Genomic DNA, 14367 nt, shown 5'->3' with positions numbered 1-14367 from the left:
CGAAAGGCACCACCGTGGCTCCCTCCGCCTCCTCCCTCCACCGCGACGAGATCGTCGAGCGGCTGCGCGCCCTCGTCCCCGCCGAGCGCGTCGTCACCGACGAGGGCAAGCTCCGCCGGGCCAGTGTCGACCGGTTCAAGAAGTACACCTCCGTGCACGGCATCTTCGACGGCCCCTTCCCCTGCGCCATCGTCAACGCCCGCTCCACCGAGGAGATCGCCGCCGTCCTCGCCTTCGCGAACGAGCACCGGATCAACGTCGTCGCCCGCACCGGCCGCACCGGCACCGAGGGCGGCCTGGAGACCGCCGTGGAGGACACCATCGTGCTCGACGGCTCCGGCCTCGACACGATCGTCTCCATCGACGAGGAGAACATGCAGGCCACGGCCGGCTGCGGCGTCAAGCTCCAGGACCTGGAGGACGCGCTGCGCGCCCGCGGCCTGACCACCGGCCACTCCCCCCAGTCCAAGCCGCTGGCCCAGATGGGCGGCCTGGTCTCCACCCGCTCCATCGGCCAGCTCTCCACCCTGTACGGGGCCATCGAGGACATGGTCGTCGGCCTGGAGGCGGTCTTCCCCGACGGGCACGTGGCCCGGATCAAGAGCGTGCCGCGCCGCGCCGCCGGACCCGACATCCGGCACGTGGTGATCGGCAACGAGGGCGCCCTCTGCTACATCACCGAGGTCACCGTCAAGGTGTTCCCGTTCCAGCCGGACAACAACGAGTACCACGGGTTCCTCGTCGACGACATGGCCACCGGCATCAAGGCCATCCGCGAGGTCGTCGTCGGCGGCTTCAGGCCCTCCGTGGTCCGCGTCTACTCCCCCGAGGACGCCCACCAGCACTTCGCCCACTTCCACCGCGACAAGTGCGTGGTCGTGTTCGTCGCCGAGGGCGCCAAGGGCCTGGTCGAGGCCACCTCCGCCGAGATCCGCCGCGTCATGGCCGGTCACGCCCACGAGGTGGTCGAGCCGAAGCTGATCGAGGACTGGTTCGCGAACCTCAACTGGGGCCTGGACAAGATCGAGGCCGAGCAGCGGTACATGCTGAAGGAGGCCGAACTCGGCTACACCACCGAGGTCTCCGTCGACTGGTCGCGCACCGCCGAGCTCTACGACAACGTCATGGGACGCATCCGCGCCGAGTTCCCGGCCGCCGAGGACCTGACCATGCTCGGCGCCCACTCCTCGCACAGCTACCAGACCGGCACCAACCTGTACTTCGTCTACGACTACAAGATCACCTGCGAGCCCCGCGAGGAGATCACCACCTACCACATCCCGCTCAACGCGATCATCGTGGAGGAGGCGCTGAAGGTCGGCGGATCGATGGTCCACCACCACGGCGTCGGCAAGTACCGCACCCCGTGGGTGACCGAGGAGCACGGCAGCGCCTACCGGATGCTCACCACCCTCAAGGCCGCGTTCGACCCGAACGGGATCATGAACAAGGGCACGATCTTCCCGATGGACGAGCCCGCCGCGGCCACCGTCGCCTGACCCGCGGCGTGGGGGCGGGCCCGGGACACCGCCGCCCCGGGCCCGCCCCCACGCCCGCACACACCCGTACGCCCGCACCCGCACCCGCACCCGCACCACCAGACCCCCGTACCCCCGGCCCGTCCGGGGACCGCGCCACAACGGAGTGGACCTTGACCGGCAGCACCCCCGCCCGCCCCCGCTACCTCCTCGGCATCGACAACGGCTCGCAGAGCACCAAGGTGACCGTGTTCGACGAGGACGGCCGCCCCCTCGCCTCCGGCCGCACCCCGCTGCGCCCGTACGACACCCCGCGCCCCGGCGTCGTGGAACACCCCGACGACGACCTGTGGGACTCGATCGGCTCCGCGAGCCGGGCCGCGCTCGCCGCGTTCGCCGCACGGGGCGGCGACCCGGCGCACATCGTGGGCGTGGGCCTGTGCACGATCCGGTTCTGCCGGGCCGTGCTGAAGGCCGACGGGAGCCTCGCGCAGCCGGTGATGAGCTGGATGGACGCGCGGGTCTCGCGCCCCTGGGAGCCCGGGAACCCGGAGGCCGCGTGGGTCACCACCTCCTCCGGGTATCTGGGGGCCCGGCTGACCGGCGTGTTCGCGGACACCTCCGCCAACCACGCCGGCATGTGGCCCCTGGACGCCGCCACCCGGCGCTGGACGAAGGACGAGGAGGCCCTCGCGGCCTGCGGCGTCCCCCGTGACATGCTCTTCGAGCTCGTGGACCCCGGGGACGTGCTGGGCCGGATCACCCCCGAGGCCGCCGCCCACACCGGGATCCCGGTCGGGCTGCCGGTGGTGGCCACCGCCAACGACAAGGCCGTCGAGGCCCTGGGCTGCGGGCTGCGCTCCGGGTCCCAACTGCTGGTGTCCCTGGGCACGTACGTGGCGGGCATGACGGTCGGCCCGTGCGACGTGCCGGACCCGAAGGCGTTCTGGACCAACCACGCCTCCGTGCCCGGCGCCTGGCTGTACGAGAGCCACGGCGTGCGGCGCGGCATGTGGACGGTCAGCTGGTACCGCGACCTGCTCGGCGACGGGGTCGCGGGCGAGGCCGGCGCGGCCGGGCTGTCGGTGGAGGAGTACCTCAACCGGGGCGCGGCCGAGGTGCCGGCCGGCTGCGAGGGCCTGATCACCCTCCTCGACTGGCTGGCCCCCGCCGACAAGCCCTTCCGCAAGGGCGCGCTGCTCGGGTTCGACGGCCGGCAGGGCCGCTTCCACGTGTACCGCTCGATCCTGGAGGCACTGGCCCTGACCGTGCGGGACGCGGGGGTCGCGATGGGCGAGGAGCTGGGCACGGGGTTCGAGGAGGTGGTGGTCTCGGGCGGCGGCGCCGGCTCGGACCTGCTGATGGGGATCCTGGCCGACGTGTTCGGGCTGCCGGCCCGCCGGCCGGAGCTGACCGACGCGGCCGGGCTGGGGGCCGCGATCTGCGCGGCCGTGGGGACGGGGGTGCACGGGTCCTTCGAGGAGGCGGTGGAGCGGATGACGCGCACGGGCGCGCGGTTCGCGCCCGATCCGGGGCGGCACGAGACCTACCGGCGGCTGGGGGCGATCCACCGCGACGTGCGCCGGCACACCGACGAGGTGCACCGCCGCACGCACGAACTGTTCGGCTGAGCGGCCGCGTCGGCGGGCTCCGCGCGGCTCCGGGAGGCTCCGGCCGGCGGCGTGCGCCGGTGGGCGGGCCCGCGTGCGAGGGGGCGCGCGGGTCCGGTCGGCGCCGCGATCGCGCGGACGGGCCGCGTCCGCCCGCGTGTTCCGTCGGCCGTTCGCCGGGCGGGTGCGCGACCATACGGGGGCCGGTGCGCGCACCGGCGACGCGTACGAGCAGCACCAGCACCGACAGGAAGGGCGGACGTGTCCGGCAGCGAGAGCGAGAACCCGGCAATCCCCTCCCCGACCCCCGCGCCGAGCCGCCCGAGGACCAATCGGGACTGGTGGCCGGAGCAGTTGGACCTCACGGTCCTGGACCGGCACAATCCGCGGGCCGATCCGATGGGCGAGGACTTCGACTACGCGCGGGAGTTCGCGGGCCTGGACGTGAACGCGCTCAAGCGCGACGTGATGGCCGTGATGACGGCCTCGCAGGAGTGGTGGCCCGCCGACTACGGGCACTACGGGCCGCTGTTCATCCGGATGAGCTGGCACTCGGCCGGCACGTACCGGATCGCCGACGGGCGCGGTGGCGGCGGGGCGGGCGCGCAGCGGTTCGCGCCGCTCAACAGCTGGCCGGACAACGCGAGCCTGGACAAGGCCCGGCGGCTGCTGTGGCCGGTCAAGCGGAAGTACGGCCGGCGGATCTCGTGGGCGGACCTGCTGGTGTTCGCGGGGGACTGCGCCATCGAGTCGATGGGCCTGAAGACCTTCGGGTTCGGCTTCGGCCGGCCCGACGTGTGGGAGACCGAGGAGGTGTTCTGGGGGCCGGAGGACACCTGGCTCGGGGACGCCCGCTACAGCGGTGACCGGGAGCTGTCGGGTCCGCTGGGCGCCGTGCAGATGGGGCTGATCTACGTCAACCCCGAGGGTCCGAACGGCAATCCGGACCCGATCGCCGCCGCCCGCGACATCCGCGAGACCTTCGCGCGGATGGCGATGGACGACGAGGAGACGGCCGCGCTGATCATCGGCGGGCACACCTTCGGCAAGTGCCACGGCGCCGTGGACCCGCAGTACATCGGGCCGGAGCCCGAGGGCTGCCCGGTGGAGTCGCAGGGGTTGGGCTGGCACAACACCTTCGGCTCGGGGGTCGGCCCGCACGCGCTGACCAGCGGCCTGGAGGGGGCGTGGACCACCCAGCCGACGAAGTGGGACAACGGCTTCCTGGACAACCTGTTCCGCTACGACTGGGAGCTGACGACCAGCCCGGCGGGCGCGCGGCAGTGGACGCCGACGGATCCGGCCGCCCGGGACACCGTGCCCGACGCGCACGATCCGGCGGTGCGGCACGCGCCGATCATGTTGACCACCGACCTGTCGATGAAGCTGGACCCGGTGTACGGGCCGATCGCGCGTCGGTTCCACGAGCACCCGGAGGAGTTGGCGGCGGCGTTCTCCAGGGCCTGGTACAAGCTGCTGCACCGGGACATGGGGCCGCTGTCGCGCTACCTCGGGCCGTGGGTGGCGCAGCCGCAGCTGTGGCAGGACCCGGTGCCGGCGGTGGACCACCCGCTGGTCTCGGACGCGGACGTGGCCGCGCTGAAGGCCCGGGTGCTGGCCGCCGGTCCCTCCGTCTCCGACCTGGTGACCACGGCGTGGGCCTCGGCCTCCTCGTTCCGCGGCACCGACAAGCGGGGCGGGGCGAACGGGGCGCGGATCCGGCTCGCGCCGCAGAAGGACTGGGAGCTGAACGCGGTTCCCGAGGTGGCGGGGACGGTGCGCGCGCTGGAGGCGGTACGGGAAGCGTTCCACGCGGAGCAGACCGGTGACACGCGGATCTCGCTGGCCGACCTGATCGTGCTGGGCGGCTGCGCGGCGGTGGAACGGGCCGCGCGGGAGGCCGGGCACGAGCTGACCGTGCCGTTCGCGCCGGGTCGCACGGACGCCGTGCAGGAGCTGACGGACGTGGAGTCCTTCGCGGTGCTGGAGCCGGCCGCGGACGCGTTCCGCAACCAGGTGCGGGCGGGCGAGAAGCTGTCGCCGGAGACGCTGATGCTGGAGCGCGCGAACCTGCTGACGCTGACGGCGCCCGAACTGACCGTGCTGATCGGCGGGATGCGGGTGCTGGACACCGGGTTCGGGAAGTCCTCGCACGGGGTGTTCACGGAGGTCCCGGGCCGGTTGACGAACGACTTCTTCGTCAACCTGCTGGACTCGGACGTGGAGTGGAAGGCGTCGGAGACCGAGGAGAACGTGTACGAGGGCCGGGAGCGGTCCACGGGCGCGGTGCGGTGGACGGCCACGGCCGTCGACCTGGTCTTCGGTTCGCACTCCCGGCTGCGGGCGCTGGCGGAGGTCTACGGCTCGGACGACGCGGGCGAGAAGTTCGCGCGGGACTTCGTGGCCGCGTGGGACAAGGTGATGACCCTGGACCGCTTCGACCTGGCCCGCGCGAGGGGCTGAGCGGGCCGGCTCGGCGGCGGGCGCCCCGGCACGGTCCCGGGACCGGCGCCGGGGCGCCTGCCGGGTCTCGGGGGCGGGGGCGGCTTGAATGGGGGGATGACGACGACTCCCCGGCGGTACACCGTGCACCTGGTTCCCGAGCACCTGACGGACGGCGGCACGTCGCCGGCGAGCGCGGCGGTCCGCACGGCCGTGGTGGAGGCCACGGGGGAGCTCGGGGTGTCGGGCTATCCGCGTTACGCGGGCGAGGGGCTGGTCGCCGAGATCGACGCGCGGGTGCCGGCGGTGGAGGCCCTGCTCGTGGACGGCGCGGAGCTGGACTACGGCCTGCGGGCGATCGTCCTGCCCTGACCGGCCCGACCCCCTGATCGGCCCCGCGATCGTTCCCGATGGCAGGTGCAGGCAAAGCGCGAAGGCCGGTGCCGGCCGCGCCCGCGTGGGCGTGACCGGCACCGGTGGGACGGGCGGGGTGCCCGCGGGGGTCAGAGGATCTCGATGGACTTCACCTTCGGCGGGCGGTTCGGGAAGCTGATGTCGGTCCACCGGTTCACGCGCACCGAGTCGCCGTTGGCGTCGTAGTAGATGAGGTCGTTGTTGCCGGTGGAGATGCGGTCCACCCACCAGTTGCCGAAGTCGGTGCGACCCTTGTTGGCGTAACAGTCCACGCTGGTCCGGCCGTCGAGGTGGGACCAGATCTTCAGGTAGTTCTCGCCGCCCCGGCATTCGATGTGGTCGATGGCGAACGCGTTGCCCGGCACGGTCATGGTCAGGGCGGCCGCGGCGGCCACCGCCACCGTCACCGAACGCACGGCCCTCTTCGTCTTCGAGATCACGGGGTCTCCTCCACACGGGTGTCGAACGGGCAGGCCGCGGCGGGCGCGCCGCGGACACGGCGCGGGGGACGACGCACGGCCCCGTCGGTCCGACGGCCCGTTCGCGACCGGTCCCCCGCTCGCCCTGTGACGATCCCGCGCCCCGGAACCCGCGTGCAATCGACTTTGCTGTTCGCGGCCGGAACGCATCCCCGAATGTCCGAATAGGAACCTCCGCTACCGCTTGGCCGATTCGCGGCTCTTGACCCCATCGCCGCGCGGGCGCCCGTCAGGGGCGGCGGGCGGTCCACACCGTGCGCTCGGTGCGCACGGCGAGTTCGGGGTGGAGGCCCAAGGAGTCGGGGGAGTTCGGGTCCAGGAGGCGGTCGAGGGCGGCCAGGTCGGCGGGGTCCAGGGCCTCGGCGGCGGAGGCCCGCAGCCGGGTCAGGCTGTTCACGGCGTAGGGGCGCACGGCGGCCGAGCGCTCGGGGTCCACGTGCACCGTGATGCCGCGTTCCTCCTCGACGGCGAACCCGGCCTCGACCAGCAACGGCCCCCAGTCGGCGCCCCGGTGCGGCAGGTGCCCGCCGGCGGCGCGCTCGCTCGCGGCGTGGGCGCGGTCCTCCAGGCCGGGACGGTCGGCGGGGGCGTGCGGGGGCAGGAAACGGGGGAAGCCGGCGAGCTCCACGACGACGAACAGGCCGCCGGGGGCGAGGAGTTCGCGCACGCGGCGCAGGGCGGCGCGCGGGTCGGCGAGGTGGTGCAGGGAGGCGGAGGCCCAGACCAGTTCGGGGGCGCCGCCGTCGACGGCGAGTTCGGGCCACGGCGCGTCCAGGTCGGCCTCGACGGTGTGCACCCGGTCGTCGACCCCGGCGGCCCGCGCCTTGACCCGCAAGCGGCCCAGGTGCGGGGAGGAGGCGTCGACGGCGGTGACGCGGACGTCGGGGAAGCGGTCGAGCAGCGCGAGCGTGCCGGCGCCCGTGCCGCTGCCGAGATCGAGGATCCGGCGCGGGGGCGCGGCGAGGGGGAGGCCGGCGGTGATCTCGTCGAGGTGCTCGGCGAAGACCTCGGCGTCGAGATCGAGGATCTCGGCGTGGTCGACGGCGGCGACGTGCGCGTGCCCGGAGTGACCGGGGTGAGCGTGCGAGGCGTGAGAGGCGTGCGAGCCGTGGGCGTGCTGGGCGTGAGCGTGCTGGGTCATGGCGCCACCGTACGAGCGGAATGCCGATTCGGCACGACCCCTTGCCGAATCCGCAAGCCGATGCCCGAGAACCCTGCCGAATCCGCAAAAGCCGAGGTCAGGGCCAGGGAGGTCAGGTGCGCTCCGAAACCCCCTCGGGGTGCCCGCGCCGCGCGTCACGGTCGAAGATCCCCAAAATCTCGCACGGTCCGCCGGCCGTGCCGATCGCGTGCGGGAGCATGGTGGGGAACTCGGCGGCCTGATTGGTCTCGATCCGAAAGCGGCGGTTGCCGAGCAGCAGGATCGCGGTGCCCGACAGCACCACGAGCCACTCCCGTCCCGGATGCGCCCGCAGCTTGGCCGGCCCCTCCGGCGGCTCCGTCATCCGCTGCCGCACCACCGTCATCCCGGGATCGGCCTTGACGGGCCAGCGCATCAGCCCGTGCGCCGCGTCGATCGCGGGATGGGAGATCACGTCCTCGTCGGCGCGCTCGACCAGCTGGTCCAGGGAGGTGTCCAGGGCCCGGGCGAGGTCCACGAGCTGGTCCAGGGCCAGCCGGCGCTGCCCGTTCTCGATCCGGCTCAACGTGGACGCGCTGATCCTGGCCCGCCCCGCGAGCTCGGCGAGCGACCACCCCTGCGCCACCCGCAAAGCCCGCACCCGCGTCCGCACGAGCACATCGAGATCGTCCCCACCGGCATCGTCCCACGTCATGGCCCCACCCTAGGCCGTCCACGACACGGACCCGCGCGGGAAACGGGTTGCCGGGGCCGGGGGCAGTGGATAGGAAGGGCGGATGTTGAAAGGTGAGAAGGTCGTGTTGCGGGCCCGGCACGAGGAGGACGTCCCCGCGCTGCGGGCCGAGTTGTACGACGACGTGGTCAACGGGTCCCGGGCCGAGGGGCGGCCCTGGCGGCCGGTGTCGCCCGGGGTGAAGGACTCCCGACTCGACCCGGGCGAGGGGGATCCGGCGCACGTGACGTTCTCCGTGGTGGAGGCGGAGGGCGGGGCCCTGGTGGGAAGCGCGACCTTGTGGGGCATCGACAACCACAACCGGACCGCGCACATCGGCCTCGGCCTCTTCCCGGCGGCGCGCGGCAAGGGCTACGGCAGCGACGTGGTCGCCGTGCTGTGCCACTACGGGTTCGTGGTGCGCGGCCTGCACCGGATCCAGATCGAGACCCTGGCGGACAACACGGGCATGCTGCGGGCCGCCGAACGCAACGGCTTCGTGCGCGAGGGCGTGCTGCGCTCCGCGGCGTGGGTACTGGGCGAGTTCCTGGACGAGGTGATCCTCGGCCTCCTCGCGGAGGACCGACCCGGGCGGACACCCGGGCCGTGACACGGGCGCGCCGGGAGGGAGCGGGGACGACAGTCGTGGTCGAGGGGGTTTCGGCGGAACCGCCCGGGGTGACCCGGCGCGCGTACCTGACACAGGACTGGCTGGACCTGGCCTTCCTGCACTGGCCCGCCGACCCGGTGGAGGTGGCCCGGCTGCTGCCGGCCGGCACGGTGCCGGACACCTTCGACGGGGTGACGTACGTCGGGCTGATCGCGTTCCGGATGCACCGGGTGGGGTGGTTCGGCGGGCCCGGCGTGCCGTACCTGGGGAGTTTCCCCGAGACGAACGTGCGGCTGTACTCGGTGGACGAGCACGGGCGGCGCGGGGTGGTGTTCCGCTCCCTGGACGCCTCGCGACTGCTGCCGGCGACCATCGGGCGGGCCCTCTTCCGGATGCCGTACACCTGGTCGCGGATGTCGGTGGAGCGGACCGGGGACGTGGTGGTCTACGACGGCCGGCGACGGATCCCGGGGCCGCGCGGGGCACGGTGTCGGATCGCGGTGCGGCCGGGGGAGGCGGTGGTCGAGCCGAGCCCGCTGGAGCACTTCCTGACGGCCCGCTGGGGCATGCACACCTCGGTGCTCGGCCGACCCCTGTACCTGCCCAACACGCATCCGCGGTGGCCGTTGCGACGGGCCGAGTTGCTGTACTGCCGGGAGGACCTGGTGCGGGCGGCGGGGTTGTCCGCGCCCGCGGGACCGCCGGTGAGCGTGCTGTGGTCCCCTGGGGTGCCGGTGCGGTTCGGGGGGCGGGTGGACTCCTCGGGTGTGCCGGGCGGACCCGGTGGGGGCGCGTAGGGTCGGGGGCCGAGCCGCCCGCGCCGGCGCGGCCGAGGGCGGCGCGCGGCCCCGGGCGGTGGGGGTCAGAGCCAGCCGCGGAGGGCCGCTCGGGCGCCGGCCTGGAAGCGGGTCTCCGCGCCGAGTTCCGCGAGCATCGCCGTGATGCGCCGGCGGGCGGTGTGCACGTGGACGCCGAGCTGTCGGGCGATCGCCTCGTCCTTGAGGCCGCCGGCCATCAGCCCGAGCAGTTCGCGGCCGGGTTCGCCGGCGGGGGCCTCGTCCGGGCCGCCGAAGGGCAACGCGCCCTGCCAGACCGCCTCGAAGAGGCCCACGAGGGCGGGGGCGAGGAGACCGCCGCCGACCACGAGGGCGGTGTCGGCCGGGTCGGCGTCGCCGGTGGGCGGCAGCAGGGCGGTGCGGCCGTCGACCAGGAGCAGTTTGGTGGGGACGGCGGGAGCGGCGCGCACCCGCAGTCCGGCGGCCATCATCGGGGCGAGTTCCCGCAGCCGGCCGGGCCGGTCCAGGGCCTCGGTCCCGACCACCACGCGAACCCGGACGCCGCGCGCGAGCAGCCCGTCCATGCCCTCGTCGGGGCGGTACTCCTCCGGGCGGGTGGGCATGGCGTAGGGCGGGCGGTCGAGGATGGCGACCTCGTGCCGGGCGGCGGCGAGGAGTTCGCCGATCCGCCGCACCACGTGCGGGCGCCCCGTGAACAGTTCCAGATCGGGGCCGAGCGCCGTGCGGTCCGGGACGAGCCGCGCGGTGAGGGCGTCGGCGGTCTGCCGCAGCCGCTCCAGTTCGGCGGCCCGGCGGTGCAGTTCGGCGGTGCGGTGGTGCACGAGGGCGCGCACCGCCCGGTCGGCGGGCACGGGGTGGGGCAGTTCGCCGGGCGGCGCGCCGCGCACGAACCCGAGCTCCCGCAGCCGTTCCAGCGCACGGGTGAACTCGGGCTGCCGCATGCCGAGTTCGGCACGCAGCCGGTCGGCCCCCGCCGACCGGTCCCGGGCCAGCGCCCGGTACACGCGTTCCTCGTCCTCCGCCAGCACCGCCTCCCCCGGCACCGCCTCCTCCGGCGCGTCGTCCCCCGGACCCGTTCCCCCCGGACCCGATGCCCACAGTGTCGTGTTCATGGTCATGTACCGGATTCTCGGCGTCCGTACGGTCTGCCCACAAGTGTGCGTCCCCACTTGTGAACAGGGCTTATTCCTTGATCCACGCGGGCGCAACACATTCCATGGGGCACCGACCACCGGTGTGCGCCCCCGCGCACGCCCGTACCGCAGCCGCCGCGCCCCCCTGACCGGCGCGGCCACGGAGGGGAACCCCAGTCTTGAGCAGGTCCAGCACACCCCGGCCCACCGGCCGCACACCCGGCGGCCGCATAAGCGGCGCCGCCGCGTTCTCGATCGCGGCGGCGCTCCTGTCCGGCGTCCTCCCGGGCTCCGCCCTGGCCGCGCCGCCCACGCCCGCGACCCCGCCCGCCGCCGAGGTCGTGCCCGGCCGGGACACGGCCACCCCGGCCCTCGTGGCGGGCATCGCGGAACGGGCCCCGGCGGCCGGCAGTCCCGCCGACGCCGCCGTCGACCACCTCGCCGCCCGCGAGGGCCGCTACGCCATCGCCGACCCGCGCCGCGACCTGACGGCCGCCGCGACGGTCCGCGAGGGCGACACCGAGACGGTCCGGTTCGCGCAGCGGCACCACGGCGTGCCGGTGCTGGGCGGGCAGTACCTGGTGCGGATGGAACGACGCGGCGCCGAACGCGTGGTCACCGGCACCTCGGGCCGCTACTTCACCGGCCTCGACGTGGCCACCCGGGCGAGCGTGGGCCCCGAACTCGCCGGCCGGCGCGCCCTGGCCGCCGTGCGCGAGGAGCTCGCGGCCGGGAAACTCGCCCCGGCCGCCGACCCGACCGGCCCGCGCCGCCCCGGCACGAGCGCCGCGCCCCGCAAGGCCGGCCCCGGCGCCGGCCCCGCCTCCGGCGCCCCCGTCAAACGCGAGGTGTACGTGGACGCCCGCTCCGGGTACCCCGTGCTCTCGTACTCCGGCATCCAGAGCGTCACCGAGGCCGCCGACCGCGCCACCACCAAGCCCGCCCCCGCCCCCGCCGCCGGTGTGGTCGGCGACGGCACACGGCTGGACGGGAAGAAGGTCCCCCTCAACCTGCTGCGCGACGGCGCCCGGTTCACCCTCGCCGACCACGCCCGCACCAACCCGCCCGGCCGCACCCCCCTGACCACGTACGACGCGAGCGGCAAGCGCGCCGACGAGGTGGGCGGCGTGTGGCCCGAGGGCATCCGCCCCGTCTCCTCCGCCACGAAGAGCCTCGGCCCCGCCGCCACCGCCTCCGGCGCCGTGGACGCGCACTGGGCCGCCGGCCAGGTGTACGACTACTACAAGAGGAACCACGGCCGCGACAGCCTCGACGGCGCCGGCGGCCCGATCGACTCCCTCGTCGGCGTGAGCGACGAGTACGGCCTGCCGTACGTGAACGCCTTCTGGGACGGCACCAAGATGGTGTACGGCACCGGCGACGAGGAGTACCGGCCGCTGTCGGCGGACCTCGACGTGGTCGGCCACGAGATGACCCACGGCGTCGTCGAGCACACCGCCGGCCTCGTCTACGTCGGCCAGTCCGGCGCCCTCAACGAGGCCGTCGCCGACTACTTCGGCAACGCCATCGACGTCACCGCCTCCGGCACCCCCATGAGCGACCCGGACGCCGGCCTGCTCGGCGAGAACCTGTGCCGCACCCTCGCCCCCCGCGCCTGCGCGCTGCGCGACCTCGGCGACGGCCGCACCACCGCCAAGGACTTCCTCGGCGCCTCCTACGGCACCGACAACGGCGGGGTGCACCTCAACTCCACCATCGTCTCCGGCGCCCTGTGGGACATCCGCGAGGACCTCGGCGGCCCCCTCGCCGACAGGATCGTCTACCGCGCCCTGACCTCCTACCTCACCCCCCTCGACGGGTTCACGCAGGCCCGGGCCGCCGTGCTCGCCGCAGCGAGGGAGCTGGGGGTCACCGGCGCCCGACTGCGGTCCGTGCAGCGGGCCTTCGACGCGCACGGCATCGTGCCCGGCTGGGAGAAGGCCCTCGGCGTCGACTCCGACCGGCTGCTCGGCGACGTGAACACCACCGGCACGCAGCCCGGCGCGGGCGGCGGCCGGTGGGTGAGCTCGTATTCGAACGAATCGGGCGAGGAGACCTACTCGGTGTACGCCGGCCGCACCGACGGCGCCGGCGGTCGCAGGCTCCTGAGCCCCGACGACGGGCGCGCGCACGTCTCCCCGGACACCGACGGCAAGGCCGCCGCGTGGGCCGCGTACGGCCCGCGGGGCGTCGCCGTGCTGACCCGGTCGCTGACCGGCGGGCCGGTGCGCACGGTGTGGAACGGTGACGGCCGGATCGGCAACGTCCGGATCGCGGGCGACGTGATCGCCTTCCAGCACGTGTCCGAGCAGGGGCTCACCCGCGTCGGATACCTGCGCGCCGGCGACAGGACGCCCCGGTGGGTGGGCGCGGGCCGCGCCGACGTGGTGACGGCGCTGCCGACGCTGAACGGCGTGAACCTGGCCTACGCGAAGCTGTACACCGACGCCGACGGATGGCAGCAGGTCTCCGTCGAGGTCACCGACGTGCGCACGGGCCGCGCCCGGCTCGTCCCCGCCAAGGGCGGCTTCAACGGCATCGCGAGCCCGGTGGTCACGAAGAAGCACGTGTACTGGCTGGTGGACGACATCCCGGACGACAACCGGATGGCGCTGCGCCGCGCGAACGTCGACGGCACCGGGCTGGTCGACCTGATCGACGAGCAGGACCCCGCGGCCCACTTCTGGAGCCTGGACGCGACCGACGAGGCCGTGAACCTGGTGCGGTGGCAGCCGGCCACGGGACCGCAGGACGGGCCCCGTTGGTCCAACGAGCGGCTGCCGAAGATCGTGCAGGTGGACGCGAACGGCAAGAACCTCGTGCGTCTGTCGTGCAATCGCGGCGAGCAGCTCGGCGTGGCCGCCGACACCGGCCGCCGGGCCGTCTGGCTGGACGGCACCACGGGCCACACCGACCTCGTCACCCGGGCCCGTCCGGCAGGCCGCTGCTGAGCCCCGCCCGTCCCCCGGGGCCACCCCCGGGCCCGCCCCCGGCCCGCGCGAAGGCGAGCAGCGCGGCCAGGTCGGCGGGCCCGGCGGAGGTGTCGACGGTGAACGTGGGCACGTCGAGGGAGATCGGCTCGAAGGCGTCCAGGTCGTGGGCTCCGGAGTCGACGGCGGCGAGCAGCGCGCGGTCGGCGTGGGCCGCGCGGTGCGGGTCCCGGGCCGCGCGCGCCGCGATCCGCTCCCGCGCCACGGCGGCGGGCACGACGCAGCGCACCACCCGGATCCGGGCCCGGTCGGCGAGCGGGACGAGCCCGGGGCGCCACAGCCGGTCCTGGTAGGCGGCCTCGGCGACCACCCGGACCCCCGCGTCGAGCAGGGTGCGCAGCACGTCGAAGAAGGCCCGCAGCGCGACGAGGTCCGGATTCTCCCGGTCCCCCGCGGCGCCCGGCCCGCTGTCCGCGACCAGGCCCTGTTTGATCTCGTCCCGGACCACGGCCGGGCAGCCCAACGCGCCGGCCAGGGCGTGCGCCAGGGTGGTCTTCCCGCTCCCCGGCCCTCCCGACACCACGAGCAGCAGCGGCCGGGGGCGGTCGGGGTCGGTCACGG

Annotated in this window: 12 protein-coding genes; 7 read left to right on the top strand and 5 right to left on the bottom strand. The window is 74.5% G+C overall.

The annotated features are described in order from the left end of the window. The first annotated feature begins 14 nt into the window (after positions 1–14). From ACN20G_RS32970 to ACN20G_RS32955, 4 genes are all read left to right on the top strand, one after another. Positions 15–1499 carry an FAD-binding oxidoreductase gene (locus ACN20G_RS32970; RefSeq protein ID WP_424216912.1) on the top strand — a complete coding sequence of 495 codons (1485 nt, stop codon included), beginning with the start codon at positions 15–17 and terminating at the stop codon, positions 1497–1499. A gap of 152 nt (positions 1500–1651) precedes the next feature. Next, the gene (locus ACN20G_RS32965) at positions 1652–3109 is read left to right on the top strand and encodes an FGGY-family carbohydrate kinase (RefSeq protein ID WP_424216911.1); all 1458 of its coding nucleotides are present in this window, start codon (positions 1652–1654) and stop codon (positions 3107–3109) included. 108 nt (positions 3110–3217) lie between these two features. After that, the gene (gene katG / locus ACN20G_RS32960) at positions 3218–5551 is read left to right on the top strand and encodes a catalase/peroxidase HPI (protein WP_424217431.1); all 2334 of its coding nucleotides are present in this window, start codon (positions 3218–3220) and stop codon (positions 5549–5551) included. Positions 5552–5647: 96 nt separating this feature from the next. Next, positions 5648–5902, top strand: a complete 255-nt coding sequence (locus tag ACN20G_RS32955) for a hypothetical protein (RefSeq protein ID WP_424216910.1) — start codon at positions 5648–5650, stop codon at positions 5900–5902. A 131-nt stretch (positions 5903–6033) separates the two neighbouring features. On the opposite strand, the gene ACN20G_RS32950 is transcribed toward ACN20G_RS32955, so the two are convergent. The 3 genes from ACN20G_RS32950 to ACN20G_RS32940 all read right to left on the bottom strand — a co-directional run bounded on the left by ACN20G_RS32950 (position 6034) and on the right by ACN20G_RS32940 (position 8258). Then, on the bottom strand, positions 6034–6384 hold the full coding sequence (locus tag ACN20G_RS32950; RefSeq protein ID WP_424216909.1) for a beta/gamma crystallin domain-containing protein: 351 nt from the start codon (positions 6382–6384) through the stop codon (positions 6034–6036). A gap of 268 nt (positions 6385–6652) precedes the next feature. After that, positions 6653–7564, bottom strand: a complete 912-nt coding sequence (locus tag ACN20G_RS32945; RefSeq protein ID WP_424216908.1) for a class I SAM-dependent methyltransferase — start codon at positions 7562–7564, stop codon at positions 6653–6655. A gap of 112 nt (positions 7565–7676) precedes the next feature. Further along, positions 7677–8258: a helix-turn-helix domain-containing protein gene (locus ACN20G_RS32940; RefSeq protein WP_424216907.1), complete on the bottom strand. Its 582-nt coding sequence runs from the start codon at positions 8256–8258 to the stop codon at positions 7677–7679. 82 nt (positions 8259–8340) lie between these two features. On the opposite strand from ACN20G_RS32940, the gene ACN20G_RS32935 reads away from it, so the two are divergent. Together ACN20G_RS32935 and ACN20G_RS32930 are read left to right on the top strand one after the other, a co-directional pair. After that, complete coding sequence (locus tag ACN20G_RS32935; RefSeq protein ID WP_424216906.1) at positions 8341–8886, top strand: GNAT family N-acetyltransferase; 546 nt, start codon at positions 8341–8343, stop codon at positions 8884–8886. 68 nt (positions 8887–8954) lie between these two features. Beyond that, positions 8955–9683, top strand: a complete 729-nt coding sequence (locus ACN20G_RS32930) for a YqjF family protein (protein WP_424216905.1) — start codon at positions 8955–8957, stop codon at positions 9681–9683. A 65-nt stretch (positions 9684–9748) separates the two neighbouring features. Here ACN20G_RS32930 and ACN20G_RS32925 read toward each other — a convergent pair whose 3' ends face one another. Then, on the bottom strand, positions 9749–10801 hold the full coding sequence (locus ACN20G_RS32925; RefSeq protein WP_424216904.1) for a hypothetical protein: 1053 nt from the start codon (positions 10799–10801) through the stop codon (positions 9749–9751). Positions 10802–10995: 194 nt separating this feature from the next. Between ACN20G_RS32925 and ACN20G_RS32920 the strand changes: the two genes are divergently transcribed. Then, on the top strand, positions 10996–13767 hold the full coding sequence (locus ACN20G_RS32920; protein WP_424216903.1) for a M4 family metallopeptidase: 2772 nt from the start codon (positions 10996–10998) through the stop codon (positions 13765–13767). On the opposite strand, the gene ACN20G_RS32915 is transcribed toward ACN20G_RS32920, so the two are convergent. Then, complete coding sequence (locus ACN20G_RS32915; RefSeq protein ID WP_424216902.1) at positions 13736–14365, bottom strand: AAA family ATPase; 630 nt, start codon at positions 14363–14365, stop codon at positions 13736–13738. The two genes, ACN20G_RS32920 and ACN20G_RS32915, sit on opposite strands and share 32 nt — an antisense overlap. Between the last annotated feature and the right edge of the window lie 2 nt (positions 14366–14367).

Source organism: Streptomyces dryopteridis, assembly GCF_049606955.1.
GTDB lineage: Bacteria > Actinomycetota > Actinomycetes > Streptomycetales > Streptomycetaceae > Streptomyces.
Note: the sequence above shows the minus strand (reverse complement) of the source record. Positions and strands in the feature narration are given on the sequence as shown.